Here is a 22,412-nt window from a genome sequence, read left to right as displayed (position 1 = left end):
TCCTTTTTTGCTTATAACACTATGAAAAATAAACTCTGTTTTCTGGCCCTTACGGTAGTAGGCATAGGGCTGAGCAGTTGCGATAAAGGCTTTCAGGAAGTAAACATAAATCCGGTACAGCCAACGGTCGTCGATCCGATCTACCTGTTTTCCAATGCCGAGTTTTCAACTACAATATCCTCTCAGACTATTATTTACGAAGAGGCCATTGTTCAGCAGGTTTTGACGCCCTACAATGGTGTCAACGAAGGGGGCAATCACAATGTCGACGTTCGGGCGAATACCATGATCAACTGGAACTACCTCTACAGTGGGACCGGCAATGGCAACAATGGGCCAATTAAATTATTGGCCGATGTCATGAATCAGACCAAAGCCAACACGGCCCGCAGTAATCTCTACAACATGGCTCGTATCTGGAAGGCCTACGTTTTCCTGATTCTGGTCGATACGTATGGCGACATACCCTACAAACAGGCCGGGCAGGCGTATCTGTCGGGGGTTAATTTGCCGGTTTATGACAACCAGCAGGAGATTTATACCGACCTGCTGAACGAAGTCGATCAGGCTACCACCGCCCTCGATGCGACGAAAACCATCGAAACCGGCGATATATTCTTCAAGGGTAATATTGCTCAGTGGAAGCGATTTGGAAATTCGTTACTGCTCCGGATGGCGATGCGACTGACGAAAGTCGATGCGCAGAAAGCCCAGACGCTGGTTCAGAAGGCGTTTCAGAACGGGGTGATGCAATCGAATGACGACAATGTCAAAATACAGTTTACGAGCATTTTCAACAGTCCGCTCAGCAATCTATGGAATGGTACCGAGAAGGCCAATTTTTACCTGGCCCAGCCTTTTATCGATTACCTGAAAACGACGAAAGACCCACGCCTGAAGGTAATTGCGACCAAATATGCCGAACCGTCTAAAAATCCGGATGCAACCACCGAGGATAACACCCCGGCTAATCAGGTGGGTATTCCGGTTGGCTACGATGATGGTAGTATCAAAACGGCTCCTGGTTTCCCCGGAACCGTAGGATCGGGTGGCTGGAAGTACTCGCAATTGAACCGGCGCACGCTGGGTAAGGTCGATGCGGTTCAATATTACATCACGCATGCACAAACTCAGCTCTTGCTGGCCGAAGCTGCACAGCGGGGCTGGATTCAGGGAAAAGCCAGTGACTTTTATCAGGCTGGCGTTCGGGCGCACATGAGCCAGATAACCGATCCGGCCTACCCCATTACGGCGGCTGATATGGACGCATACCTGACAGCCAATCCATTCGATGCAACGAATGCGCTGAACCAGATTAATTCGCAGTATTGGGTGGCATCACTGCTCAACGGCCCCGAGGCATGGGCCAACTGGCGCCGAAGCGGTTACCCAGCCCTGGCCCCTAACCCATATCCGGGTAAAACCATTAAAGGGGATTTCATTCATCGATTGACCTACCCATCCAACGAGCGTTCGGTGAACGTGACTAATTACAATCTGGCTGTTGCCCGGCAGGGTGCCGACGATCTCGATACCCGACTATTCTGGGATAAATAAGCAACCTGGTTCTGGCTGGCATAAAACCTCCCGCTACACGTGCATGAGTACGTGTAGCGGGCAGGCAGAGGATTGCTGTGCCCACCTGACTGCATTTCTGTATCGTTGATTTGCCTTGTTTCTGATGTCATGAAGAATTTACACGCCGTTGCACTGGCCGGAGCGGGATTGCTGCTGGTAATTGCGGCCAGTATGGCCATCGTGGGTTATGGTGCTTCTGCTGGTTGGTTCGTTATTGGTGGTTTGTTGTTGCTGGCATTTGGCGTCCGGCGCTTTCCGGCCTATGCGGGTCTATCGTTTACGGTACTGATATCGGTAGCCGTTGCCCTGGCTATGTACCACCCGGACTGGCTGCAGAATTGGGGTGGTTTTGAATTGAAAAAGCTGATCATCCCCTTGCTTCAGATCATCATGTTCGGCATGGGGTCACAATCGAGCCTCGACGATTTTGCAGGGATTCTCAAAAACCCGAAAGGGGTACTGGTAGGCATTGGGAGCCATTACATCATTATGCCTTTAATTGGTTATCTGCTGGCCACGTTACTGCCGCTTCCGCCAGCCATTGCCATGGGAATTGTACTGGTGGGTTGTTCGCCAAGTGGTTTAGCCTCGAATGTAATGGCATTTATTGCCCGAGCCAATGTGCCGCTTTCGATCACCGTCACAGCTTTTTCAACGCTACTATCGCCTTTTCTGACGCCAGCCCTCCTGAAGCTATTAGCTGGTCAACTGGTTCCGGTCGATTTCTGGAAGATGGTCATGGAAATTCTCAACATTACCATTCTACCCATCGTGGCCGGACTTCTGTTCAACGCCTTTGCCTATGCCAATCAAACGCGTCGCAGCGTGGGTATTCAACTGGTTATCTACCTGGCAATCATTGTGCTTAAGAACTACCTCGCCATCCAAACAGGCGAAGGGTCTATGCTGGAGGGTACACTCTGGAATATTGGCTGGTTTTTGGTAGTACCGATTGTTGGCGGGTGGTTGTTTCATCGGATCTCGGGCGGTCGACGCGATATTCTCGACCGGGTTTTGTCGATGCTATCGATGGTGGGCATCACGGTTATTGTAACCGTCATTACGGCAGCGGGCCAGAAAAGCCTGCTCGACGTAGGGTTACTGTTGCTCCTTGCCTGCTTTCTTCACAACACGCTGGGGTATCTGCTGGGTTACTGGACTTGCCGGGCAGTTGGCCTCAATGAGCAATCAAGTCGATCGGTGGCCTTTGAGGTGGGTATGCAAAATGCGGGCATGGCTTCTGGCCTGGCGTTGCAGATGGGCCAGCTAGCCACAACCGGATTAGCCCCTGCCATTTTTGGACCGCTCATGAATACATCGGGTTCGATGCTGGCCAACTGGTGGCGGAATCGCTCAGGCGACGATCGCGAAGAAAATCTTGCCCAGCCGTTAAGCCAAACCCCGAAGGCATTGGAATCCTGAAAATTGATTATACCTAATCCTGCTACGATCATGAAAACGACTTTACTATTCACCGCTGCCCTGTCTGCATTGTTCATGCAGTGGCAGGCTCAACAAATTGCCGCAACCAAAGAGACGATTTCGGCCTATTCTCAGGAATGGAAGGGGGAGCGCTACCCCGATGGCCGTCCTAAAGTATCCGACGATTTAGTAAAACGCCTGAAAGATATATCCATCGAAGAAGCCTGGGGTGTGTTGAGAAACGAAGGCTACACCAACCAGTTTGAAGCCGGTTGGCAGATTATTCACCCCGATAAGGTGCTTGCCGGGCGTGTTGTAACGGCTCAATACATGCCATCGCGCCCAGACATGGAAAAGCCGATCAAAGAGAAAGGGAAAACCGAAAAACGCTCGGGAGGCCCCAATGCCTGGCCAATTGATGTGCTTCAGGAAAATGACGTTTATGTGGCCGATGGGTACGGTAAAATCATTGATGGTACGTTGATTGGCGACAATCTGGGCAATTCTATTTTCGCCAAATCAAAAACGGGTATCGTATTCGATGCCGGGGTACGTGATCTGGAGGGCCTGGAAGAAATCGACGGATTCGTCGGGTTCGTGCGTGGTGTCGACCCGTCCTTCATTAAAGACATGCTGATGACCGGCATTAACTACCCCATTCGCATTGGGCGGTCAACGGTGCTGCCCGGCGATCTTATTCTGGGCAAAAAAGAAGGCGTAATCTTTATTCCGGCCCACCTGGCCGAGAAAGTGATTACCAGTGCCGAGTGGGTTGCTTTACAGGACGATTTTGGCCATCAGATGCTGCGGGAGGGAAAATACACGCCCGGCGAAATCGATATGAAATGGAGTCCTGCCATTATTACAACGTTCCGGGCCTGGCTCAAGCAACATCCCGAAAAAGTAAAAATGTCGGCTCAGGAGCTGGAAAAACGGATTACCGCTCTGTAATCCATGCCCCAGAGTGCACAAACAAGACAAACGCTAGTAATCGATTGATCCAATTTAAAATCTCAGAATCAGCATGACAACTATTCTTGATCGCTTCCGCTACAAAGGGCCTGAAGCGCCCACCCAAAAACAGGTTGAACAGGCTGTCAATCAGTCTATAAATCCGGCTGCTGACCGTCGCGGTTTCCTGAAGAAAACTGCGTTGGGAGGCCTATCACTGGGTATGTTATTTGACCACGATGCCCATGCCGAGATGGAGTTTATTACGCAGAAGGTAAGTCGTGATTCCAAACCATCGGAACTGAAAATTACCGATATGCGCATTGCAGTGCTAAATGGTGTGCCCTTCAGCAGCCCCATCATTCGCATCGATACCAACCAGGGACTCGTAGGCTGGGGGGAGGTTCGCGACGGAGCCAGCGCCAACTATGCCCTGATGCTTAAAAGCCGCCTGCTGGGTAAAAATCCCTGCAACGTTGAACAGATCTTCAAACAGATTAAGCAGTTTGGCGGGCACAGCCGGGCAGCCGGTGGCGTCTGCGGAGTTGAAATGGCCCTTTGGGATCTGGCCGGTAAAGCCTATAACGTACCAGCTTATCAGTTGCTGGGCGGTAAATACCGCGATTTCATTCGGTTGTATGCCGATACACCCGAAGCCGATACTTACGAAGGCTTTGCCGAGAACATGAAGAAACGCCGGGATCAGGGTTATACCTTCCTGAAAATGGACTTTGGTATCGGCATGCTGGCCGATCAGCCGGGCATGCTGGTCAATGCCAATAACTGGAGCGTGAAGCAGCAGTGGAACGATCGGGAAGTCGGGAAACTGGGGAATTATGCCAATACGAAGCACCCGTTCACCCGTATTCAGGTGACGAAGAAAGGGCTTGATCGACTGGTCGATCACGTTGGCAAAGTACGCGAGATTGTCGGTTATGATACGCCACTGGCTGCTGACCACTTTGGCCACTTCGATGTGAACACGGCCATCCAGATTGGTAAGGCGATGGAGCCTTTCCGGCTGGCCTGGCTCGAAGACCTTGTTCCCTGGATGTACACCGACCAGTGGAAGCAAATTTCGGATGCGATCGATACGCCCACGCTGACGGGCGAAGACATCTACCTGAAAGAAGGCTTCATCAAATTGATCGACGCCAAAGCCATTGATATGATCCATCCGGATCTGGCGACCTCGGGTGGTTTGCTGGAAACCAAGAAAATCGGGGATTATGCGGAGGAGAAGGGCATACCGATGGCAATGCACTTTGCGGGTTCACCGATTTCGATGATGGCCAACGTGCATTGTGCGGCTGCCACCGAGAATTTTGTGGCGCTGGAACACCACGGTGTGGATGTGGCGGGTTGGGAAGATCTGGTAACGGGTATGAAGCCAATTGTTGATAAGGGCTTTGTTCGGGTGCCCGAAAAGCCGGGCCTTGGTGTTGAATTGAATGAGGATGCGGCCAAGAAGTTCCTGAAAAAAGGAGCCACCTGGTTTGCACCGACCGATACGTGGAATACCCGTGATTCGGCCGATCGGGAGTGGAGTTAGGCGGTGAGCAGTCTTCAGTAGGGAGTACTCAGTAGACAGTCAACCCACTGTCTACTGAGTACTCCCTACTGCATTTTCAGGATTCTCGGTAATGGTGTAGGCGACCGCACGGCTGTTGGGTGCTGCGTTTAAATGAGTCCACTCGCTATACTGACGGGTAAAAGCGGCTCCGTAGTAGAAAATCAACGAGGAGTAAAAGACAAAGAGAAGCAGTAAAATAATAGACCCTGATGTTCCGTATAGCGACGCTATCTGACCATGAATCAACAGCCGATTTAAAACAACCTCACCTATTTTAAACAGAACGCTTGTAAAAAGGGCCCCGAGCCAAATGGCACGCCAGGCAATTCGGATATCCGGCAAAAACTTGAAAAGTAACGCAAACCAGACCGTGCGGATAAGGATAGAGGTTAAGGAATTCCAGAGCGTTACCATGCCACCGTAATAGGCGAGGGAAGAAAAGAATGATTTGATCGGTGTCTGCGCCATAAACTGCTCCAGCGTTACGGATAAACTGAATAGAAAGCCAGATCCAACAATAATAGCCAGTGCAATCAGCTTATCCGTCAACACATACAGGAAGTTACGCCCTGGTTTCGTTTTGATATTCCACAGTTGATTTATTGAGTTTTTGACGATTGCAAACAAGGTAGTTGAGGCCACAAAGAGTAATACAACACTAAGCACCGTTAATGGGAGCCCGGCCCTGGGTTGTTGAAGTCGATGCGAAATAGCTTCCAGTTGATTGGCACTTTTAGGGCCAAACAAGCCTGCTAACTCATCGAATAGCTGGCCACTGACTTGCTGATAATGGTCGTTGAAGACATGGCTAAGTACATTGCTGAGAATAATAACAATGGGTGGTAAAGCAAAGAAGGTAAAAAAGGCCGTTGCCCCGGCCATGCGTATCGGATCGTTAGACCGTAAGTTGTCGAAAGCTTGCTTTAGGAGTAAGAAGACAGGGATCACGTTTTTCAACGGCTAAACAGGTCAGGTACAATGAAGTAACCCGATGTGCAGCCATAGAGTTTTACCGATGTCCTGATTTAATAATGGGCACCGATCTGCCAACTCACTATGGCTGGACTTATTTGGATGTGGTTAGTTGGAAGCCTGGGAAGAACCATGTTTCGCGCCAAAATTTTGCACCAGCCGACCAAAAGGAGCATGAAGCTCGACGTACGGATTAGGTGATAAACGACCGGCACAACCTACGTGCGAGTAGGCCGGATTGAGCAGATTAGCCCGGTGATGAGGAGAAGCCAGCCATTGCCGAACAGCATAGCGGGCAAAATCAGCATAGCTGTAGGGTTGATACAACTGCTTTGTCTCACTATCTAAATACTCATAACGCCCCATACGGGCATTACGACGAACACCAAACCATTCGGGCGTATCAATGGTCTGGTATTGTCCGATGTTCTCGGCCGTCCAGTTGAACCGATCCGTTCGCTGACGGATACGCCTATCTGCGGTTAGCTCAGCTAAACTGTATAAGTTTTCGTGACTGTAGTACTTCATTTTAATCATCGACTCGGCATGAGAACTGGCCGCCAGATAAAGTGCCAGGTCATACTGCAAGGGTTGTAAGCCTGCATGATGGCGAGCCTCATTGGTAGCATGAAACAGAGCGGCATCCAGCAGCAGCGTGTCGGGGTTGGCCAGCGCTATGAGTTGGCAGCTCGCAGGTTGGGCGAAAAAAGCTTCATCCGTCAACTGGTAATAAGCAGGTATGGTGTTCGCTGCGGTTATCCAGTGGTAAAGTTGAAAAATGATCCACCAGTTCATGATTTCAGAACTACGTTAAGGCATTCTCTGTGAGTCGAAATGAATGATGCAAGGCGAAGGAAAAAGCGGCTGAAAACACTATTCTACTTTAGCCGGGCTTTTTGTCTGGAGGTGTGCCACGCTTTACAATGATGCGCAAACAAACCGTGACACACCTCCAGACAAAAAGCCCGGCTAAGCACAAAAAAAGTCCCGCAAAAACGGGACTGAAAAAGAATAGCGCTATATATAGGCAGCTGTAGATCGTATCGCAAGCCAGCCCGTCAACGCAAGCCGGGTTATTGCTTTGTTTCCTGTTTCCGCATCGGCATACTATCAATGGTGCGAAACAGGTCCTGCGAAGTAACAGGCTTTTGGTAGGTTTGCTTGACACCGCCATCTTTACCGATGAGCCAGCCAATGAAATCTTCGGAAGGGATCAGTTTGTAATCGTGCATCAGAAACTGGCGGTCGGGTTCCTGTAATTCAGAGGCTACGATGACAATAACATCAAGGTCGCGCTCGGTGAGGCCATCTTTCGCTTCATTAAGAGATTCCTGCTGCTCAATGAGGTAGTGCTGAGCGTCGTCGCGGCCATAAAGCAATAACACACGCCGATGGTCTTTCTTTTCACTCAATATCGCCTTAAGTGATTTCTGCTGATTCGCTACGCTTTCCATAATAGGGGTGAGTCCAATTAATAAACCAATTAGTGGTATCAACCAATGATAGCGCATAGTGTTTATCGACGATAAAAGATGTTGGACTTGGATACTGGACGCTGAATTAAATCAGGCTAGCGTCCGGTAGCTATGTTCAGCTCAATTAAATAAATCCTCAGACCGCTCCAGCATTAGAATAGAAGCCTGTGGAACAATGACATATTGCTCGCCTTCGTATTGCAGATCAATGGCATTTCGTTGCAGGTAAATCGCAACGTCACCTTCCTGCGCCTGAAGCGGCATATATTTCACTTTCTCTTCCGTTTCTTTCCAGGGTTCATCATCAACAGGCGAAGGAATCGGATAACCAGGCCCCACTTTAATAACGTAACCAGACTGGACTTGTTCACGCTCCTGCACCGTTGGAGGCAGGTATAAGCCACTGGCCGTGCGGTCGGAGGGATCTTTGGGTTTTATAAGAACCCGATCGCCAACCACAATCAGGCGTGTAAGTTTATTATCAGCTGTAATATTAACCATGTCAGTTGCTAGTCAAAAATCAATAATCGTCAGGGAAGGGTAGAAGCAACTTTGGGACAAAAGCTGCGTAAACAGACAAATTGACAGTCAGAAAATACGTAGTCGTCAGAAGGACCGACTGTCGGTGCAGTTAGGGTACCGGATCGTAACCCTGACCACCCCAGGGATGACACCGACTGATCCGTTTCAGGCCAAGCCACCCGCCCCGAATTGGTCCATGCTTATGAATAGCCTCAATCGCATACTGCGAACAGGTTGGCGTATATCGGCATGCATTCGGGAAATAAGGGGAGATTGCGGCCTGATAAATCCTGACCACCCCAATCAGAACAGATTTCATCATACGTCTATAACACGAAAACGACTAAAAACTTTCCCGCAATCCGTATATTTGTCCGCCGTCGCTCGTTATCAATCGACGTTGACTCTGATTCGTTATGCTGCAATACGTGATTTGGGACGTTAATCCCGAAATTTTTCACATTGGGTCATTCTCAGTGCGTTGGTATGGCCTGTTATTCGCAATGGGTTTTTTGATCGGAATGCAGATCATGACCTACATCTTCAAAAAAGAAAACAAACCCGTTGCCGACACCGATACCTTGTTGATTTACATGGTCGTTGCCACCATTCTGGGCGCTCGTATTGGGCATTTTCTGTTCTATGAACCCGAAGTTCTGTTTAAAAATCCGCTCGAAGTAATTCTGCCGCCCTATCGGGGACTGGCCAGTCATGGTGCTACGATCGGTATTCTGACTGGTTTGTGGTTGTATTCGCGCCGGAAAGAAAGCCGCCTGACGAAGCAGACTTTCCTCTGGGTAACCGACCGTATCGTGATCACGGTAGCTCTGGGTGGAGCCAGCATACGGCTAGGCAATTTGATGAATTCCGAAATTGTTGGCCGCCCAACAGACGTTCCCTGGGCGTTTATTTTCCTGAATAACAGCGAATACGCGAAAATTCCGCGCCATCCTGCACAGTTATATGAGTCGCTGTCTTGCCTGGTTCTGTTCTTTTTTCTGCTCTGGTTCTGGAATTATTACAAAGAACGTACTCCTCGCGGCAGTATGCTGGGGATCTTCCTGATCTGGGTATTCGGCCTGCGTTTCTTCTACGAATACCTGAAAGAAAATCAGGTACCTTTTGAAGATAGTCTGCCATTGAACGTAGGGCAGATTCTTAGTATTCCGGCCGTTTTGCTGGGCGTTTACTTCCTCGTTCGTAGCTACCGAACACCGGTCGTATTGGCAGAGCCGGACGATATACCGAAGAAAATCAAGTCATGATTGTCTGCTTAAAAAGTAGATGAAAAGGGGGCATTTCGCCCCTTTTTCGGTTTTACGACGATTCGGCCATACGTTTACTCAAAAGATTGACGGTTGCGTTGCCAGAAACCCGTTATTTGAATCCAGAACCAGAGCTTAAGTCGTTCCGTTAGCCAGATCAGGTTTTAAATTCATGTGGTAAACACGATATGGTTGACAGAATGGCGAAAGTTCTGGTTTTCTTTTATAACCCTTTTTCCTGTTATGCAAATGAGTAATAACCTGCTCTATACCGGCCTGCTTTGTGCGGCACTTCTGACCAGCTGCGGGGGCAATAAAGAAGAAGAGAAAAAAGATGAAGAATCCGTTTCGGCATTGGGTGCGGTAAGTGCCATGAAAGAAATGGCTGAACAGGCCGAAGAGTTACAAAAAAACGGCCCTGTTGAAGCGATTGATTTTCGAACGCTAAAAGAGTTGCTTCCGGCTGATGCTGATGGGCTGGCCCGTAAAGAAGCAAACGGCGAGAAAAATGGGGCAGCTGGCATGGTCATTTCGACAGCCAATGCAAAATATGCCAATGACGATAATAGCGAAACGGTTGAACTGGCAATCGTTGACGGGGGCGGTTCCAGCATGCTGATGGGACTGGCTGCCTGGTCGATGATCGAAGTTGATAAAGAAACCGAGAACGGCTACGAAAAGACAGGTAAAATGGGTGATTATAAATCGTACGAAAAGTACGATAATGCCAATAAAGAAGGTGAGATCGCCGTATTGGTTGCGAAACGGTTTATCGTAACGGTTAAAGGGCGGGGCATGAGCATGGACAAAATAAAATCGGTACTTGAAGACGTTGACTTGTCGAAGCTGGCCGGTTTGAAATAAAACCTGTACCGGTATTCGGTTGTGTTCGTACGATCTAAACCAAATACCGGCAGCAGGTTAACTGCCAGAATGGGCCTTTCGCAGATAAAAAATGGCTGTATGCAGACTGGTTTTAGGAACGGGAACAAGGCGTTGCAATTTTGGTCTATAATTCAACGAACAACGCCCTGCCATGAAAAAACCAGTATTATTTTTTTGCCTGATTTCGTTTAGTGCTGCTGCCCAGTTCTCCTCATCACCCGACGCTCTCAAGGACAAAGCCCACCGTCGGGCCATTCAAAAAGCAGAACAATTTGTCGATTCACTCCGGATCAGGCAAGACATTCCCGGCATCTCGATAGCCGTCGGAACTCATGATAAAATACTCTGGGCGGAAGGTTTCGGCTATGCTGATGTCGAAAATAAATTGCCCGTTACCGTGCAGTCCCGGTTTCGATTGGGCTCGGTCTCCAAATCGGTTACTTCGCTGGCAGTCGGCAAACTGGTTGAAGACGGAAAACTGAATCTGGATATCCCCATTCAGCAGTATGTGCCGGGATTTCCCCTGAAAAAATTTCCAATCACCGGCCGGCAACTTGCTACCCACACTGCCGGTATCCGTCATTACCGAAACGACGATCCGCTGAATTGCCTCAAACGATACAAATCTGTCAACGAAGCACTAATTATCTTTCGCGACGACAGCCTGTTGTTTCAACCGGGCACGGCCTACAATTATTCGACCTATGGCTACAACCTGCTGAGTGCCGCTATTGAAGGGGCCAGCCACACCGATTTTCTGACGTTTTTGCAGACTACAGTTTTCAATCCGCTGCATATGGTGCATACCGGACCCGACTACAGCGATAGCATTGTGGTGAATCGTGTGCGGTTTTACGAACACAGTAAAGGCCGACTGGTCAATGCGAACCAGGTTGACAATAGCTACAAATGGGCCGGTGGCGGCTTATTATCAACTCCTTCCGATTTGGTTAGTATGGGTCGTGAGCTCTTGCAGCCAGCGCTTTTCAAAAAAGAAACCCTTGCGTTATTGTTTACCCCACAGTTACTCCAGAATGGAAAGAATACAGAATATGGCCTGGGCTGGCGTATTGGGAAGGACAGTAAGGGCCGGAAAATTATTCACCACGGCGGAACAATTGATGGCGGAAGGGCTTTCCTGATCCTATATCCGGACGATGATCTGGTTGTTGCAATTACGGCCAATATGAGCGGTGTTAACATCAATTTGCCCGAAATGGAGGCATTGGCCAATTTTTTCCATAATGCTGCGCCCATTAGGTCGACGGCTGGCAACGGCGCAAACCGATGAAAAAGCCGGTCATTATTTTTCTCCATATTGGCTATTGGCTGCTCTACTGGTTTCTGTTCACCTTTCTCTATTTCCTGTCCAGAGCTACCTCGCAGGCCATTTTCGACGACGATTGGGCGGTCATTATTGGACTGGCATCACTCACCGGATTTATCAGTTTCTACGCATTTTACAGCTGGCTGGTTCCAATTTATCTGACGAAGCAGCGAGTCCCGGAATTCATCGCGTACGGGCTGGCCGTCAGCGTTGTCACGGGCTTTCTGACGACGCTGGTTATATCCCTTACAGTTTATAGTATTGCGTCAATTTTTCCGGAAGTAGAAGGGGAGGTGACCCTGGTGAGCACCTTTACCGTGCTGGCGTTGGTCAATGGATTGCTGGGCACCATCATTCGCGGATTCATTACCTGGTTCGCCGAAATCCGCATAAAGGAGGCTTTAGTCAACAAGAATCTGCAAATTGAACTGTCGTTGCTGAAAGCCCAGATCAATCCTCACTTTTTGTTCAATACGCTCAATAATATCGATGTGTTGATCGAACATGATGCCAAAACGGCGTCACTTTATCTGAATAAGCTCTCTGATTTGCTGCGATTCGTACTGTATGAAACCCAGGCCGATCAGATCTCGCTGACTAATGAGCTGGAATACATCCGGAAATACGTTGAATTACAGAAAATAAGAACGACCAACCCGCACTTTGTCGATCTGCAGATCATTGGTCAAGCCGGATCGCTGACCATTGCGCCAATGATCTTTATTCCTTACATTGAGAATGCCTTTAAGCATGCCACCAATAAAAAAGTGAACGATGCGATTCGTATTCAGATTGCAATTGACGGTGAAGCAGTACGATTTTGCTGTGTCAATGTGATCGACAAAGGCAAAACAACCGTGCAGACTCATGGCGGCTTAGGCAATCAATTATTAAGACAACGGTTAGCTCTCCTGTATCCCGATCGGCATAAGCTGGACGTACAGGCAAAGGAGGACGAATACTGTGTCGATTTACTTGTACAGGTAAAAGCCCATGAATTGCCTCATCGTTGAAGACGAACCTCTGGCCATGCTTCGGCTCAAAGAGTACGTACAGCGCGTACCGTTCCTGCACCTAAACCACGCGCTGGACAATGCGCTGGATGCGATTGGTGTCCTGCATAAAGAGAAAATCGATCTGCTTTTTCTGGACATTGAGATGGATGGTTTTTCGGGAATTCAGCTTCTGGAGTCATTACCCAAACGACCCGCCGTTATCTTGACGACTGCTTTCGATCAATACGCCCTAAAAGGATTTGATTTGCAGGTGGTAGATTATTTACTTAAACCCTATACATTTGAGCGTTTCCTGCAGGCCGTAACGCGGGCCTACGAATCCATACATACGGGCAAAGAAAACGAAGCGACACAAAGCAGTTTCCTGTTTGTCAAGACGGAATACCGGCTCCAGAAAGTATCCCTTGATAACATCCTGTTTGTTGAAGGAATGCGGGATTACCGACGGATTCATCTCGACACGGAGAAAATTATGACGCTCGAAACATTCGGCGAACTGGCGCAGCAATTGCCCGAATCGACGTTTTGTCGCGTTCACAAATCATACCTGGTTGCCCTGAATAAAATAGAAGCCATTGAGCGCGACCGGATTCGGATTCAGAATACCCTGATTCCTATATCGGATACGTATCGGGAACGTTTTTATCAGTCGATTGGCCGCCCCTTGAAAAGCCCCTAGTAGAGTGCATCTAAAAAAGCAACTAGACCATTTACCCGGAAAATTACACCGTTGGCTCAGTGGTATTGACTTCGTTAAGCATTAAACTAACTTCGCTTATCGGTTTCGATAAATACTACTATGCCAGACGATCCACATGAATGTTTCCGTGCTGCTGTTCGTCAGCTCTGTAGGCTACCCGATACGGCCAGTACGCTCGACATTACTCGGGCTTTCGTAGAGGTTCGAACCGAAATGCACTGTTTGCTCGACTCTGTGGAAGACGATGACGTAGTGCCTTATATACCAGCGGGCAGGCTCGTGGAAGAGATTTGCAGGACGGAGCTTGTTGCTTATTTAGAGGGCGATGACTCAGCTTTGTGGCGACTTCGGAACAAGGCCAGGCAGGCTGCGAAGCTGTTGCCCTAAACTTTCTACGACTTTAATAAAGATCAGCCCTGGCCGCTTTTCTTCAACTCGGTTCACCTAATCAAGAAGTCAGAATTATATCAAATACTAGATAGCTAATTCCAGCGATGGGTCCCAAAGTAGCGTTTTGAAATCCACCACCCGGTCTTTTTCGATCCGAACCCCCTCGTCTTCCAGCAATTGCTGCATGATGGTTGGGCCACCAAAGAAATGCTTGCCAGATAATAGCCCAACGCTGTTAACCACCCGATGTGCCGGTACATCGGGGCGATTGCGGCAACCGTTCATGGCCCAGCCAACCATACGGGCACCCGCCCGCAGGCTCAGGTAGCGGGCAATGGACCCATAGGTTGTGACCCGTCCTTTAGGGATAAGACGCACAACCTCATACACTTCTTCAAAATAGTCGCGCTGTTCGGCCATCGGGAAATTCAGAAAGCAGGATAACTGATCAATTCGTTTTTGCCATCAGCCATTATTCCTTCTCTTCGATGGCTTTTGTCAATCGGCTGTACCATTCTTCGCCGTAGGCCCGAACCAGGGCTTCGCGAACAAACTTATAGATGGGTACATTCAACTGTTCGCCGAAACTACAGGCAGGGCTGCAAATGGGCCAACGGTCGTAATTAAGGGCATGAAATGATTCATATTTGGTAACGCGGATCGGGTAGAGGTGGCACGAGATGGGTTTTTTCCAGTCTACTTTGCCATCGTTGTAGGCTTCTTCAATGCCACATTTTAGAATGCCGCGATCGTCCCAGGTAGCATAGACGCACTCACGACCGCCAACTGTATTAGTGACGTAGCCGCCATCACCATCGGATTCGTAGCCACCCTTTTGCTCAATTACCCGAATACCTTCCGGCGAAAGGTAAGGTTTTATATCGTCATAAATCCGGTCCAGAATAGCTGGTTCGTCGCCTTCGAGCGGGGCACCCATATCGCCCTCAACGCAGCAGGCTCCTTTGCATTTATCCAGATTACAGACGAAAAATTTTTCAGCAACATCGTCACTGATGCACGTATTGTCAATAAGAATCATAGCAGTAAAGCGGATAGAAAACCGCCATATCGTATCAGATGCAGGTTTTCCCTGCTTTATACTGAATTCTATCGTGCCAACACAACCGATCCGCGCAGCGGCTCGGCATCGGGCGATAGCTTCAGTATGTAAAGATACACTCCTGTAGGCAAAGGTTCACCATTGTATCGTCCATCGAAAGGAGTGATATATCCGTCCTGAGAACGGAATACGACCTCGCCCCAGCGGTTTAAAACGGTCATTTGCGCCTTTGGATATGTCTCGATACCAGGCAATTTCCAGGTGTCGTTGATCTGATCACCATTGGGAGTAAAAGCATCAGGAATGCTGGCTTTTGAGCGGACAATGATTCGTATCGATCCTTCAGCTACGCAACCGAACACATCCCGCACACGAACGATATAGGTCGTATCCTGCCTGGGAAAGATTACCTTGACCACCGGTTGTGTTGAATTGTTAAGCCAGATGGCCGGGCGCCACTGGTACGAAAAAGGTCCGGTACCTGTTACGATTGGTTCAAGCGTGAAAATACCCTGAGGACTAGTCTCGATTTGTTCCGGAAGCTGGACCGTCGGTAGCGGATTCACGCGAATTAGCCGCTGGTCGTTTTCGCCTGAACAGCCATTGGCAGGTGGAGACAAATAGCTGATCGTATGGACCCCGAATCCGGCCAACTTTGGGTCGAACGACGAACCACTGACGCCCGGCCCGCTGAATGTACCTCCCGGCGGAGAGGCACGAAGGCTGATCGCCGACGCATCGATTCCGCAAACCGGCGGAATGGAATCGATTGCAGGTTTCGGACGAGCCTGTACCGTAATCGTAAGTGGGTCTGAATTAGCATGGCAACCGTTTGCATCAGTTACCGTTGCCGAATAGCGTCCGGCCTGTTTAGCCTTAAATGTTGGGCCATGTGGTCCAATAATCTCCCGATCGTTTAAAAACCACTGATACGAAAGGCCACCTCCGGCTGTGAGTTGTAACGAATCACGTTCGCAGAAGGTACCCGTAGAATTCGCTGCACTAAGCGTGGCTGTTGGATTTATTGCTTTGCTCAACGTGATGGTATCGGTATTCGTTTCCAGGCCAGTACTCTTGTCCCGAACGCGGGCATAATAGCTGCCCGGTTGCGAAACAACCTGCGTATTGGCGTTTAAGCCGCTGATCGCTGAACCGTTCCAGTACCAGGTGTACGTTGCTGGTAATTCGGGCGCTTTCAGTACGATTGCGTCAGAACCCGGACATAGGGATGTTTTTGCCGGACGTTCGAGCTTTATAGGTCCATAGGCCTGAACTACTACCGATTGGGCATAACCGCTTTTACAATCACCCCACCCACCAGGGGCAGCAAGGGTTGTCGTAACGTCCGCATGCATTCCCCAAAGATGATACGTTGGTAGTAGCCAGGAAAACAGAACTGCCAGAACTCCGCCTAAGCGTAGAAACCGGTTCATTTATGAGTAGTTGAATAAAGGTAAAGCAGTTTATACAGCCATACCGATTACTCTAAATTAAGTGTATAATTGATGCGTATCAATTGGTGTTGTAAGTTGAATGCATGAAAAAAGCCGCTCTGTTATCACTGAGCGGCTTTTTTGAAAAAAAATGAGGCAATAAACTTATCTACTGCTTCAGTATTTTAATCCGTTGACCCACTTTGACACTATTGTCGGTGAGATTGTTCCATTCCTGAATCTGTTCGATCGTTACGCCATACTGCTTCGAAATGCGGAACATCGTTTCGCCTTTTTCGACGGTATGATAGGTCACGTCTGCTTTTGTTGCCGGGGCATCACTGGTGCGCGATGGCTGAACTACACGGCCAGCGGTTGGTTTTACCGTTAACTGCTGACCAACTTCAAGCACGTTGTTCATGGTCAGATTATTTAACGCCAGTAACTCCTCAACACGTAAGCCATATAGTCTGGAAATACTGTAATAAGTCTGGCCAGGCTCAACCGTGTGGGTAGCGGCTGATTTATTGACCGAACTGGTTGGCGGAGTTGTCCGATTCATAACGGATGGCGATGGCTTAACCGGCTCTGGCAAAGGTTTTTCGGCAGGAGGAGTTGAGCGGGGTTCCGTTTTGACGACCGCTGGTGGAGTTGGGCGGGACGATGGGGGAGTTACTGCCGATAAAGTACCATCGGCCTGCTGTTCACGTGGGCCTTCGTAGCCGCTTTGCTGGATAGGCGCTGCCTTGGTGGTCGGGCGGTTACTGGCGTACGTGTCCGATGGCTTCGTTGTTTTTACGGGCGTGGCTGGCATCTCTGTCGCCGGTTGCTCGCGCTCAGGAGCAGTCGCGACCGGAACGGTACGGGGTGCTTCTGATGCATCGGGGGTGCGAACGATTACCACACGCTGCGAGCCGTCGGTGGTGGTTGACCGACTGGTTGTGGTTGGAACCGGACGATCGTTGGAAACCGGATTATTATCGCCAACGGGACTGATCGACGGGCGCGCTGGCTCCTGACGGGGCGCAGTTGCTGGTTCCGACGTACCATCGTTAGGCGTAATCCCTCCTTCAACCAGTTTAGGCTGGTATTTTTTTCGCTCTGACGCATTCCGGGGAACATTGTCAATACCCGTTACCGGTCGATTCGGCCCCCCGGAGCTGCGGTCAGCCACATCTGCACGGGTGGGCGGAGTAGGCGTCTGATCATAAACTGGTGGTGTTGGCGCATTGATGATCTCAATGGGCTTGTTCGCTGGCCGACGTTCGCGCAGCCACATGACCCGGCCAACGGCCAGTTTCTGAAGCCGGTCGAGACGGTTGTAGCGCATCAGTTTTTTGAGCCTGATACCGTAGCGTTGCGAGATGCTGCGTGATGTTTCGTCCTGGCGTACTGTATGAAAAGGCACCAGGGCTTTTTTCATTTTCTTGGCCAGGTAATACACATCATTGACAATGATCGGATCGCGCTCGTTCATGTCATTGTAACGCAGAAAGCTCGACAGGCTGATTTTTGCTTTTCGAGCCAGTGAAGCACTGTTGTCTCCCGCTTGTGCCTGAATGCCCGGCAGACCATTGATTTCATACAGGACCGGCTCGTTTTTGCTAAGGCCCGTTGTTACGCGACGCAGAACCGGGAAACCCACATCATTCTGCACAAAATCGGGAGTTTTCCGGGCCCCAACGCTAACGATCTTCTGCCGAACGTCATTGATCTGATTATTTAAAACCGGGATGGCCATCACATAGGCCTTGTCTGTCGGAACCGCGTCGCCCAGAATCCAGCGATTGTATTTACGAAGTTCGTACTCATCAACACCCAGCTCATCCGAAATGGATTTAAGGCTTTTCCCACCACCGTTTGCATATTCAATCAGCGCGAATTGATTCGTTGTCTGGTGGAATTTCAGAGCATTTTCGATGGCTACCTTATGGGCGAAGAAACGTAGAATATACCGATCCGTGCGACCATCCAGTGCTACCTCGCGGGCATAGGACCAATCGGGCGGAATCAGTTTGGAAATACCGCCCGCACCAAGGTAATATGAATAGAGTGATGCAACCCAGTTGTTAAACTGCGCATTGCTCTTTTTTAAGTATTTAGCAGCCCCGTGGGTAGAAGCCGTAATACTTTTACGCTCATCAATCTCGTCATCGACCCGTAAGCCATGATCCGTGGCCGTTTCGCGCTTGAACTGCCAGTAGCCAACAGCCGTTGACGCCGAGACGGCATCGGGAGTGAGCGAGCTTTCCTGTACGGCAAGGTATTTGAAATCGGTAGGTACATCTTCATCAATCAGAATCGCTTCGATCATCGGAAAATACAGGGCCACACGATCGAGTTTGGCCGTCCAGTATTGTCGGTTCGACAGTAAGGCATTGACATCCTGTTGCACGATGCGTCGGGCGTCGGGGTCTAACCGAACCGAAATATCGGCAAACGTCACTTGCTCAGGTACAACGGGCACCGACGTTTGGGCTGCTACTACCAGGCTGATTAGTGCGAATAAAAGGGTTAGGGAGTACGTCAATTTTTTCATAAATCGTACCGCTACGGCGGCCCGTTTTTGTCAATCGTAATTCAGCGTTTGCGTATCATCATTATCCCGTCCCGGACGGGCAAAAGCACATTTTCGATGCGTGAGTCGGCCTGTATCTTCTGATTAAAAGCCAGCACGGCGGGCGTATCCTGATCAGATGATTTTACGGATTCAATAACCTTGCCACTCCACAAAACATTATCGGCCAGGATGAAACCACCCGGTCGGAGTTTGTCGAAAATCAGGTCGAAATACAATGAATTATTGCGCTTGTCGGCGTCAATGAAGACCAGGTCGAACGTCTCGTCGAGGGTTGGAATAATGTCAGCGGCCAGACCAAGGCGAAAATCGATTTTAGTATTCAGTGGCGATTGCTGCCAGTAGGAGCGGGCAAAACCTTCCAGTTCTTCGTTGTGATCAATCGTGATCAGCCGCCCGTCTTCTGTTAGCCCTTCGGCGAGACAAAGCGCTGAATAACCTGTGTAAGTGCCTATTTCGAGAATGCGCCGGGGGCGAATCATCCAGGAAATCATGGATAGGAAACGACCCTGCATATGTCCGGACAGCATCCGGGGAGCCATAATGTGGGCATGGGTATTGCGGTTGAGCTGACGCAGCAGATCGCTCTCGGGCGATGTGTGCGCTTCGGCATAGGCAGTAAGATCGGAGGGCAAAAAATCCATTCGGCTGACTTAGTTATCCCGTCGCTTTGGGCGAATGGCATAACCAATGGGCTGGTTTAAGTAAAAGTAGTGTTTTTTAGGTAACGAACGTTCAAAATGGTTTCGTAGTACTAAAAAAATAGAAATGGGAACTTAAGGTAGTTATTCTTCGAATGCAAGCTCACGTAACATATCGATGGTAACGTACTGGAGAGCGCGTTCATGCGTGCAGGCCAGCAATATAGGCGGGGCCATGCCTGCTTCGTAAGCTTCGAGCCAGCGAAGGACAGAGAGACACCACCGGTCGCCGGGTTTTAAGCCGGGAAATTGAAATTCCGGATAAGGTGTCGAGAGGTCATTGCCCCGGCTGCGGGTGAATCGCAAAAAAGGCTCGGTCATGATCGCACAAATGACGTGATGACCCGGATCCTGCGCATTCGTCCGGCAAAATCCGTCGCGATAGAACCCGGTCATGGGGCTGGTGCAGCAACAGCCGAGGCTACTTCCCAATACATTCCGGGGTTCTGGATTTGTTGGCATCAGCTTCGGTTTTTTGAGTCGATCACAATTGTTACAGGGCCATCATTAAGTAAAGATACTTTCATGTCGGCGCCAAATTCACCGGTCTGAACGGGCTTGCCTAAGTCAGCCGATAATTGCTTAATCATTGCTTCGTAGAGCGGAATGGCTATATCAGGCCGGGCCGCTTCGATAAAGCTGGGGCGATTTCCTTTTTTGGTGCTGGCATGGAGCGTAAATTGGCTTATGAGCAAAATATCTCCGCCAACAGTAGCCAGATCGAGGTTCATTTTATCATCGGCATCGTTGAAAATCCGCATACCAACGATCTTCTTGCTGAGCCAGTCTACATCGTCGCGGGTATCTGAATGAGTTACACCAACCAGAACAAGAAAGCCGATCCCGATCTGACCTTTCACCTGATTGTTGATGGTAACGGAAGCGTGAGAAACACGCTGAATAACGGCGAGCATAGACCAATACAACAGTTAAGCCCATCCTGCTTTGCGCAAAACGGGGCTTAAAAGTAACGACGAACAGTTGGAAGTCGAAAAGAAATGTCAATCGGGTTGTTTGCGGGTTATGTAAACACTCTCGAAAATATAAGCCGGATTCGCGTTAAAGCTTTCATTCTCGTAGCGTAAATAAATCGCCGGTTTTTCAAAATCTAAAACGGGCCTGCCGGGGCTTGGCTCGGTCAGTACCGGCACATTCAACCGATTGGAAGCGGTTCCTTCCCGCGTACCAAATACGGTAATATTGTAGGTTCGGGCAGCAGGTCTAAGCGAAATAATGATGGTGTGTGTTTGCGTTGGGTTAAAGTGGCCAAGTACTTCCCGTGTACCCGTGCCAAGGTTGATCGTGCGAACAAGCTGGCCGTCGGGCAGAATACGAAGGCGGGCAACCCATAAGCCCTGTACGCCCTGAATATCGATCATCAACTGCCCCTGCGAGTTCCGTTGTTTGGCTGTCCAGTAGAACCAGATCGGTTGGGCGTAGTCAGATACGGTGCCTTTGAAGGCAAGCCACTGATTAAAAGCGGTTTCACCCGTGATTGGAGCTTCCGAAAAAACCAGCGATTTACCGCCGGATGTTACACTGGAAGCCTGAATGCCAAGCCTCGGATGAATCACCGATGTATACGAGACGGAGTCGCCAGCTGGATCGCCAGGAATATAATGCAAAGGCAAGCTGCCGATGGCATCGCCCGAAAAATTTTCCTTGAGCAAATAGGTAGATCGGCAAGACGAAAGGGATAGAATCAGGAACGTTAACGCGACAAAATAGGCTAATCGATTCATGGCAAAGAGGTTTGATGTTGCCAGTTGAGTCGCGATAACCTATCGAGCTATTAACATAGCATAGCGTTTCGATGTCTTCTTTTGAGTGAACGGTTTATGGTTGATCGCTAACAAATCGTTAATACGGTCGCTAAAATTGCTCAACTCGTGAATCGACGTGTTAATAGAGAATTCGTGATAAAGATAGACAAAGCCCATATTGACTACATGAAAGCCAATGACACCACTTTCTGACCGCGCAACTGGCAAAATCAGCCTCCAACAAAATGAGTTGTCGGTTGTTAGATAATCCGGGTAATCGGTACCGGCCTTGTCGGATTGACCTGATGAGGCTGCAAAATCAGTTTAAACCAGGCAACATCGTGCCAGGCACCGAGTTTATAGCCCACGTTTGGGTAGATGCCGATTGGCTCGAAACCCATAGCCTGATGAAGTGCTTCACTTTTCTGATTGGGCGCGGTTATCCCGGCATAGGCATTGTAATAGCCCTGACGGCGTAGAAGGTCGAACAGGGACGTATAAAGCTGTCGGGCAATTCCCTGCCGTTGCCCATCCGGATGAACGTAGACCGACGTTTCGACAGCCCACTGGTAGGCCATTCGATCGCGGTGCCGCGACGCATAGGCGTACCCAAGTACCCGGCCATCTGATTCGGCAACCAGATAGGGAAACTGCTCCTGAATGATCTGAATACGCTCCGAAAAATCACTCAGGGTGGGGACAACATACTCGAATGTAATCGCCGAGTTATTGACGTAAGGTGCATAAATGGCCAGAATAGCTGGCGTGTCGGTGAGTTTGGCAAAACGAATGGTCATGGTA

Annotated in this window: 24 protein-coding genes; 10 read left to right on the top strand and 14 right to left on the bottom strand. The window is 49.4% G+C overall.

Annotated elements, in window-relative coordinates; all coding sequences use genetic code 11:
- Positions 1-21: 21 nt before the first annotated feature.
- The 4 genes from GJR95_RS12625 (at position 22) to GJR95_RS12610 (ending at position 5,503) form a co-directional block, all read left to right on the top strand.
- Complete coding sequence (locus GJR95_RS12625) at positions 22-1,557, top strand: SusD/RagB family nutrient-binding outer membrane lipoprotein (protein WP_162386205.1); 1,536 nt, start codon at positions 22-24, stop codon at positions 1,555-1,557.
- A gap of 129 nt (positions 1,558-1,686) precedes the next feature.
- The gene (locus GJR95_RS12620) at positions 1,687-3,000 is read left to right on the top strand and encodes a bile acid:sodium symporter family protein (protein WP_232541168.1); all 1,314 of its coding nucleotides are present in this window, start codon (positions 1,687-1,689) and stop codon (positions 2,998-3,000) included.
- A 27-nt stretch (positions 3,001-3,027) separates the two neighbouring features.
- Positions 3,028-3,951, top strand: coding sequence for an RraA family protein (locus GJR95_RS12615; RefSeq protein ID WP_394370003.1), 924 nt, complete (start codon positions 3,028-3,030; stop codon positions 3,949-3,951).
- 73 nt (positions 3,952-4,024) lie between these two features.
- The gene (locus GJR95_RS12610) at positions 4,025-5,503 is read left to right on the top strand and encodes a mandelate racemase/muconate lactonizing enzyme family protein (RefSeq protein WP_232541167.1); all 1,479 of its coding nucleotides are present in this window, start codon (positions 4,025-4,027) and stop codon (positions 5,501-5,503) included.
- Positions 5,504-5,554: 51 nt separating this feature from the next.
- Here the strand turns inward: GJR95_RS12610 and GJR95_RS12605 are convergent, their stop codons facing one another.
- The 5 genes from GJR95_RS12605 to yidD all read right to left on the bottom strand — a co-directional run bounded on the left by GJR95_RS12605 (position 5,555) and on the right by yidD (position 8,812).
- Entirely contained in the window at positions 5,555-6,472 is a 918-nt protein-coding gene (locus GJR95_RS12605) for a YihY/virulence factor BrkB family protein (RefSeq protein ID WP_232541166.1), read from the bottom strand.
- 132 nt (positions 6,473-6,604) lie between these two features.
- Positions 6,605-7,291 carry a CAP domain-containing protein gene (locus GJR95_RS12600; RefSeq protein WP_162386202.1) on the bottom strand — a complete coding sequence of 229 codons (687 nt, stop codon included), beginning with the start codon at positions 7,289-7,291 and terminating at the stop codon, positions 6,605-6,607.
- A 278-nt stretch (positions 7,292-7,569) separates the two neighbouring features.
- Positions 7,570-8,007 (bottom strand): DUF4174 domain-containing protein, encoded by a 438-nt coding sequence (locus GJR95_RS12595; RefSeq protein WP_162386201.1) that lies wholly within the window; start codon positions 8,005-8,007, stop codon positions 7,570-7,572.
- 84 nt (positions 8,008-8,091) lie between these two features.
- Entirely contained in the window at positions 8,092-8,472 is a 381-nt protein-coding gene (locus GJR95_RS12590) for a co-chaperone GroES (protein ID WP_162386200.1), read from the bottom strand.
- Positions 8,473-8,602: 130 nt separating this feature from the next.
- The gene (yidD, locus tag GJR95_RS12585; protein ID WP_162391679.1) at positions 8,603-8,812 is read right to left on the bottom strand and encodes a membrane protein insertion efficiency factor YidD; all 210 of its coding nucleotides are present in this window, start codon (positions 8,810-8,812) and stop codon (positions 8,603-8,605) included.
- 97 nt (positions 8,813-8,909) lie between these two features.
- Here yidD and lgt point away from each other — a divergent pair, with 97 nt between their 5' ends.
- The 6 genes from lgt (at position 8,910) to GJR95_RS12555 (ending at position 14,073) form a co-directional block, all read left to right on the top strand.
- Positions 8,910-9,758, top strand: a complete 849-nt coding sequence (lgt, locus tag GJR95_RS12580; protein ID WP_162386199.1) for a prolipoprotein diacylglyceryl transferase — start codon at positions 8,910-8,912, stop codon at positions 9,756-9,758.
- A gap of 249 nt (positions 9,759-10,007) precedes the next feature.
- Positions 10,008-10,622: a transposase gene (locus tag GJR95_RS12575; RefSeq protein ID WP_317167057.1), complete on the top strand. Its 615-nt coding sequence runs from the start codon at positions 10,008-10,010 to the stop codon at positions 10,620-10,622.
- 172 nt (positions 10,623-10,794) lie between these two features.
- Positions 10,795-11,934 (top strand): serine hydrolase domain-containing protein, encoded by a 1,140-nt coding sequence (locus GJR95_RS12570; protein ID WP_162386197.1) that lies wholly within the window; start codon positions 10,795-10,797, stop codon positions 11,932-11,934.
- The gene (locus GJR95_RS12565; protein WP_162386196.1) at positions 11,931-12,983 is read left to right on the top strand and encodes a sensor histidine kinase; all 1,053 of its coding nucleotides are present in this window, start codon (positions 11,931-11,933) and stop codon (positions 12,981-12,983) included. Before GJR95_RS12570 ends, GJR95_RS12565 begins: the two co-directional genes overlap by 4 nt.
- Positions 12,964-13,665 (top strand): LytR/AlgR family response regulator transcription factor, encoded by a 702-nt coding sequence (locus GJR95_RS12560; RefSeq protein ID WP_162386195.1) that lies wholly within the window; start codon positions 12,964-12,966, stop codon positions 13,663-13,665. The genes GJR95_RS12565 and GJR95_RS12560 overlap by 20 nt, the downstream gene beginning before the upstream one ends.
- 120 nt (positions 13,666-13,785) lie before the next feature.
- Positions 13,786-14,073 (top strand): hypothetical protein, encoded by a 288-nt coding sequence (locus tag GJR95_RS12555; protein ID WP_162386194.1) that lies wholly within the window; start codon positions 13,786-13,788, stop codon positions 14,071-14,073.
- Between the two features lie 87 nt (positions 14,074-14,160).
- Here GJR95_RS12555 and GJR95_RS12550 read toward each other — a convergent pair whose 3' ends face one another.
- From GJR95_RS12550 to GJR95_RS12510, 9 genes are all read right to left on the bottom strand, one after another.
- Complete coding sequence (locus tag GJR95_RS12550) at positions 14,161-14,496, bottom strand: MGMT family protein (RefSeq protein WP_162386193.1); 336 nt, start codon at positions 14,494-14,496, stop codon at positions 14,161-14,163.
- A 52-nt stretch (positions 14,497-14,548) separates the two neighbouring features.
- Positions 14,549-15,115: a DUF3109 family protein gene (locus tag GJR95_RS12545; protein WP_162386192.1), complete on the bottom strand. Its 567-nt coding sequence runs from the start codon at positions 15,113-15,115 to the stop codon at positions 14,549-14,551.
- A 68-nt stretch (positions 15,116-15,183) separates the two neighbouring features.
- Entirely contained in the window at positions 15,184-16,569 is a 1,386-nt protein-coding gene (locus GJR95_RS12540; RefSeq protein ID WP_162386191.1) for a T9SS type B sorting domain-containing protein, read from the bottom strand.
- A 169-nt stretch (positions 16,570-16,738) separates the two neighbouring features.
- A complete protein-coding gene (locus GJR95_RS12535) occupies positions 16,739-19,108 on the bottom strand; it encodes a lytic transglycosylase domain-containing protein (protein ID WP_162386190.1) in 2,370 nt (789 codons plus the stop codon).
- A gap of 41 nt (positions 19,109-19,149) precedes the next feature.
- Positions 19,150-19,791 carry an O-methyltransferase gene (locus tag GJR95_RS12530; RefSeq protein ID WP_162386189.1) on the bottom strand — a complete coding sequence of 214 codons (642 nt, stop codon included), beginning with the start codon at positions 19,789-19,791 and terminating at the stop codon, positions 19,150-19,152.
- Positions 19,792-19,932: 141 nt separating this feature from the next.
- Positions 19,933-20,310, bottom strand: coding sequence for a DUF2237 family protein (locus GJR95_RS12525; protein WP_162386188.1), 378 nt, complete (start codon positions 20,308-20,310; stop codon positions 19,933-19,935).
- A complete protein-coding gene (dtd, locus tag GJR95_RS12520) occupies positions 20,310-20,762 on the bottom strand; it encodes a D-aminoacyl-tRNA deacylase (RefSeq protein ID WP_162386187.1) in 453 nt (150 codons plus the stop codon). The genes GJR95_RS12525 and dtd overlap by 1 nt, the downstream gene beginning before the upstream one ends.
- An 87-nt stretch (positions 20,763-20,849) precedes the next feature.
- On the bottom strand, positions 20,850-21,590 hold the full coding sequence (locus GJR95_RS12515; protein ID WP_162386186.1) for a hypothetical protein: 741 nt from the start codon (positions 21,588-21,590) through the stop codon (positions 20,850-20,852).
- A gap of 281 nt (positions 21,591-21,871) precedes the next feature.
- The gene (locus GJR95_RS12510; RefSeq protein ID WP_162386185.1) at positions 21,872-22,408 is read right to left on the bottom strand and encodes an arsinothricin resistance N-acetyltransferase ArsN1 family B; all 537 of its coding nucleotides are present in this window, start codon (positions 22,406-22,408) and stop codon (positions 21,872-21,874) included.
- Positions 22,409-22,412 lie beyond the last annotated feature (4 nt).

The sequence above is a fragment of the Spirosoma endbachense genome, assembly GCF_010233585.1.
GTDB lineage: Bacteria > Bacteroidota > Bacteroidia > Cytophagales > Spirosomataceae > Spirosoma > Spirosoma endbachense.
Note: the sequence above shows the minus strand (reverse complement) of the source record. Positions and strands in the feature narration are given on the sequence as shown.

Bases quoted from the DNA above. Each gene is read 5' to 3' on its own strand.
- GJR95_RS12595 (WP_162386201.1), bottom strand. From the start codon at position 8,007: ATGCGCTATCATTGGTTGATACCACTAATTGGTTTATTAATTGGACTC.
- GJR95_RS12545 (WP_162386192.1), bottom strand. From the start codon at position 15,115: ATGATTCTTATTGACAATACGTGCATCAGTGACGATGTTGCTGAAAAA.
- GJR95_RS12530 (WP_162386189.1), bottom strand. From the start codon at position 19,791: ATGGATTTTTTGCCCTCCGATCTTACTGCCTATGCCGAAGCGCACACA.
- GJR95_RS12555 (WP_162386194.1), top strand. From the start codon at position 13,786: ATGCCAGACGATCCACATGAATGTTTCCGTGCTGCTGTTCGTCAGCTC.
- GJR95_RS12550 (WP_162386193.1), bottom strand. From the start codon at position 14,496: ATGGCCGAACAGCGCGACTATTTTGAAGAAGTGTATGAGGTTGTGCGT.
- GJR95_RS12570 (WP_162386197.1), top strand. From the start codon at position 10,795: ATGAAAAAACCAGTATTATTTTTTTGCCTGATTTCGTTTAGTGCTGCT.
- yidD (WP_162391679.1), bottom strand. From the start codon at position 8,812: ATGAAATCTGTTCTGATTGGGGTGGTCAGGATTTATCAGGCCGCAATC.
- GJR95_RS12515 (WP_162386186.1), bottom strand. From the start codon at position 21,590: ATGAATCGATTAGCCTATTTTGTCGCGTTAACGTTCCTGATTCTATCC.
- GJR95_RS12620 (WP_232541168.1), top strand. From the start codon at position 1,687: ATGAAGAATTTACACGCCGTTGCACTGGCCGGAGCGGGATTGCTGCTG.
- lgt (WP_162386199.1), top strand. From the start codon at position 8,910: ATGCTGCAATACGTGATTTGGGACGTTAATCCCGAAATTTTTCACATT.
- GJR95_RS12510 (WP_162386185.1), bottom strand. From the start codon at position 22,408: ATGACCATTCGTTTTGCCAAACTCACCGACACGCCAGCTATTCTGGCC.
- dtd (WP_162386187.1), bottom strand. From the start codon at position 20,762: ATGCTCGCCGTTATTCAGCGTGTTTCTCACGCTTCCGTTACCATCAAC.
- GJR95_RS12600 (WP_162386202.1), bottom strand. From the start codon at position 7,291: ATGAACTGGTGGATCATTTTTCAACTTTACCACTGGATAACCGCAGCG.
- GJR95_RS12565 (WP_162386196.1), top strand. From the start codon at position 11,931: ATGAAAAAGCCGGTCATTATTTTTCTCCATATTGGCTATTGGCTGCTC.
- GJR95_RS12535 (WP_162386190.1), bottom strand. From the start codon at position 19,108: ATGAAAAAATTGACGTACTCCCTAACCCTTTTATTCGCACTAATCAGC.
- GJR95_RS12575 (WP_317167057.1), top strand. From the start codon at position 10,008: ATGAGTAATAACCTGCTCTATACCGGCCTGCTTTGTGCGGCACTTCTG.
- GJR95_RS12590 (WP_162386200.1), bottom strand. From the start codon at position 8,472: ATGGTTAATATTACAGCTGATAATAAACTTACACGCCTGATTGTGGTT.
- GJR95_RS12525 (WP_162386188.1), bottom strand. From the start codon at position 20,310: ATGCCAACAAATCCAGAACCCCGGAATGTATTGGGAAGTAGCCTCGGC.
- GJR95_RS12625 (WP_162386205.1), top strand. From the start codon at position 22: ATGAAAAATAAACTCTGTTTTCTGGCCCTTACGGTAGTAGGCATAGGG.
- GJR95_RS12560 (WP_162386195.1), top strand. From the start codon at position 12,964: ATGAATTGCCTCATCGTTGAAGACGAACCTCTGGCCATGCTTCGGCTC.
- GJR95_RS12610 (WP_232541167.1), top strand. From the start codon at position 4,025: ATGACAACTATTCTTGATCGCTTCCGCTACAAAGGGCCTGAAGCGCCC.
- GJR95_RS12540 (WP_162386191.1), bottom strand. From the start codon at position 16,569: ATGAACCGGTTTCTACGCTTAGGCGGAGTTCTGGCAGTTCTGTTTTCC.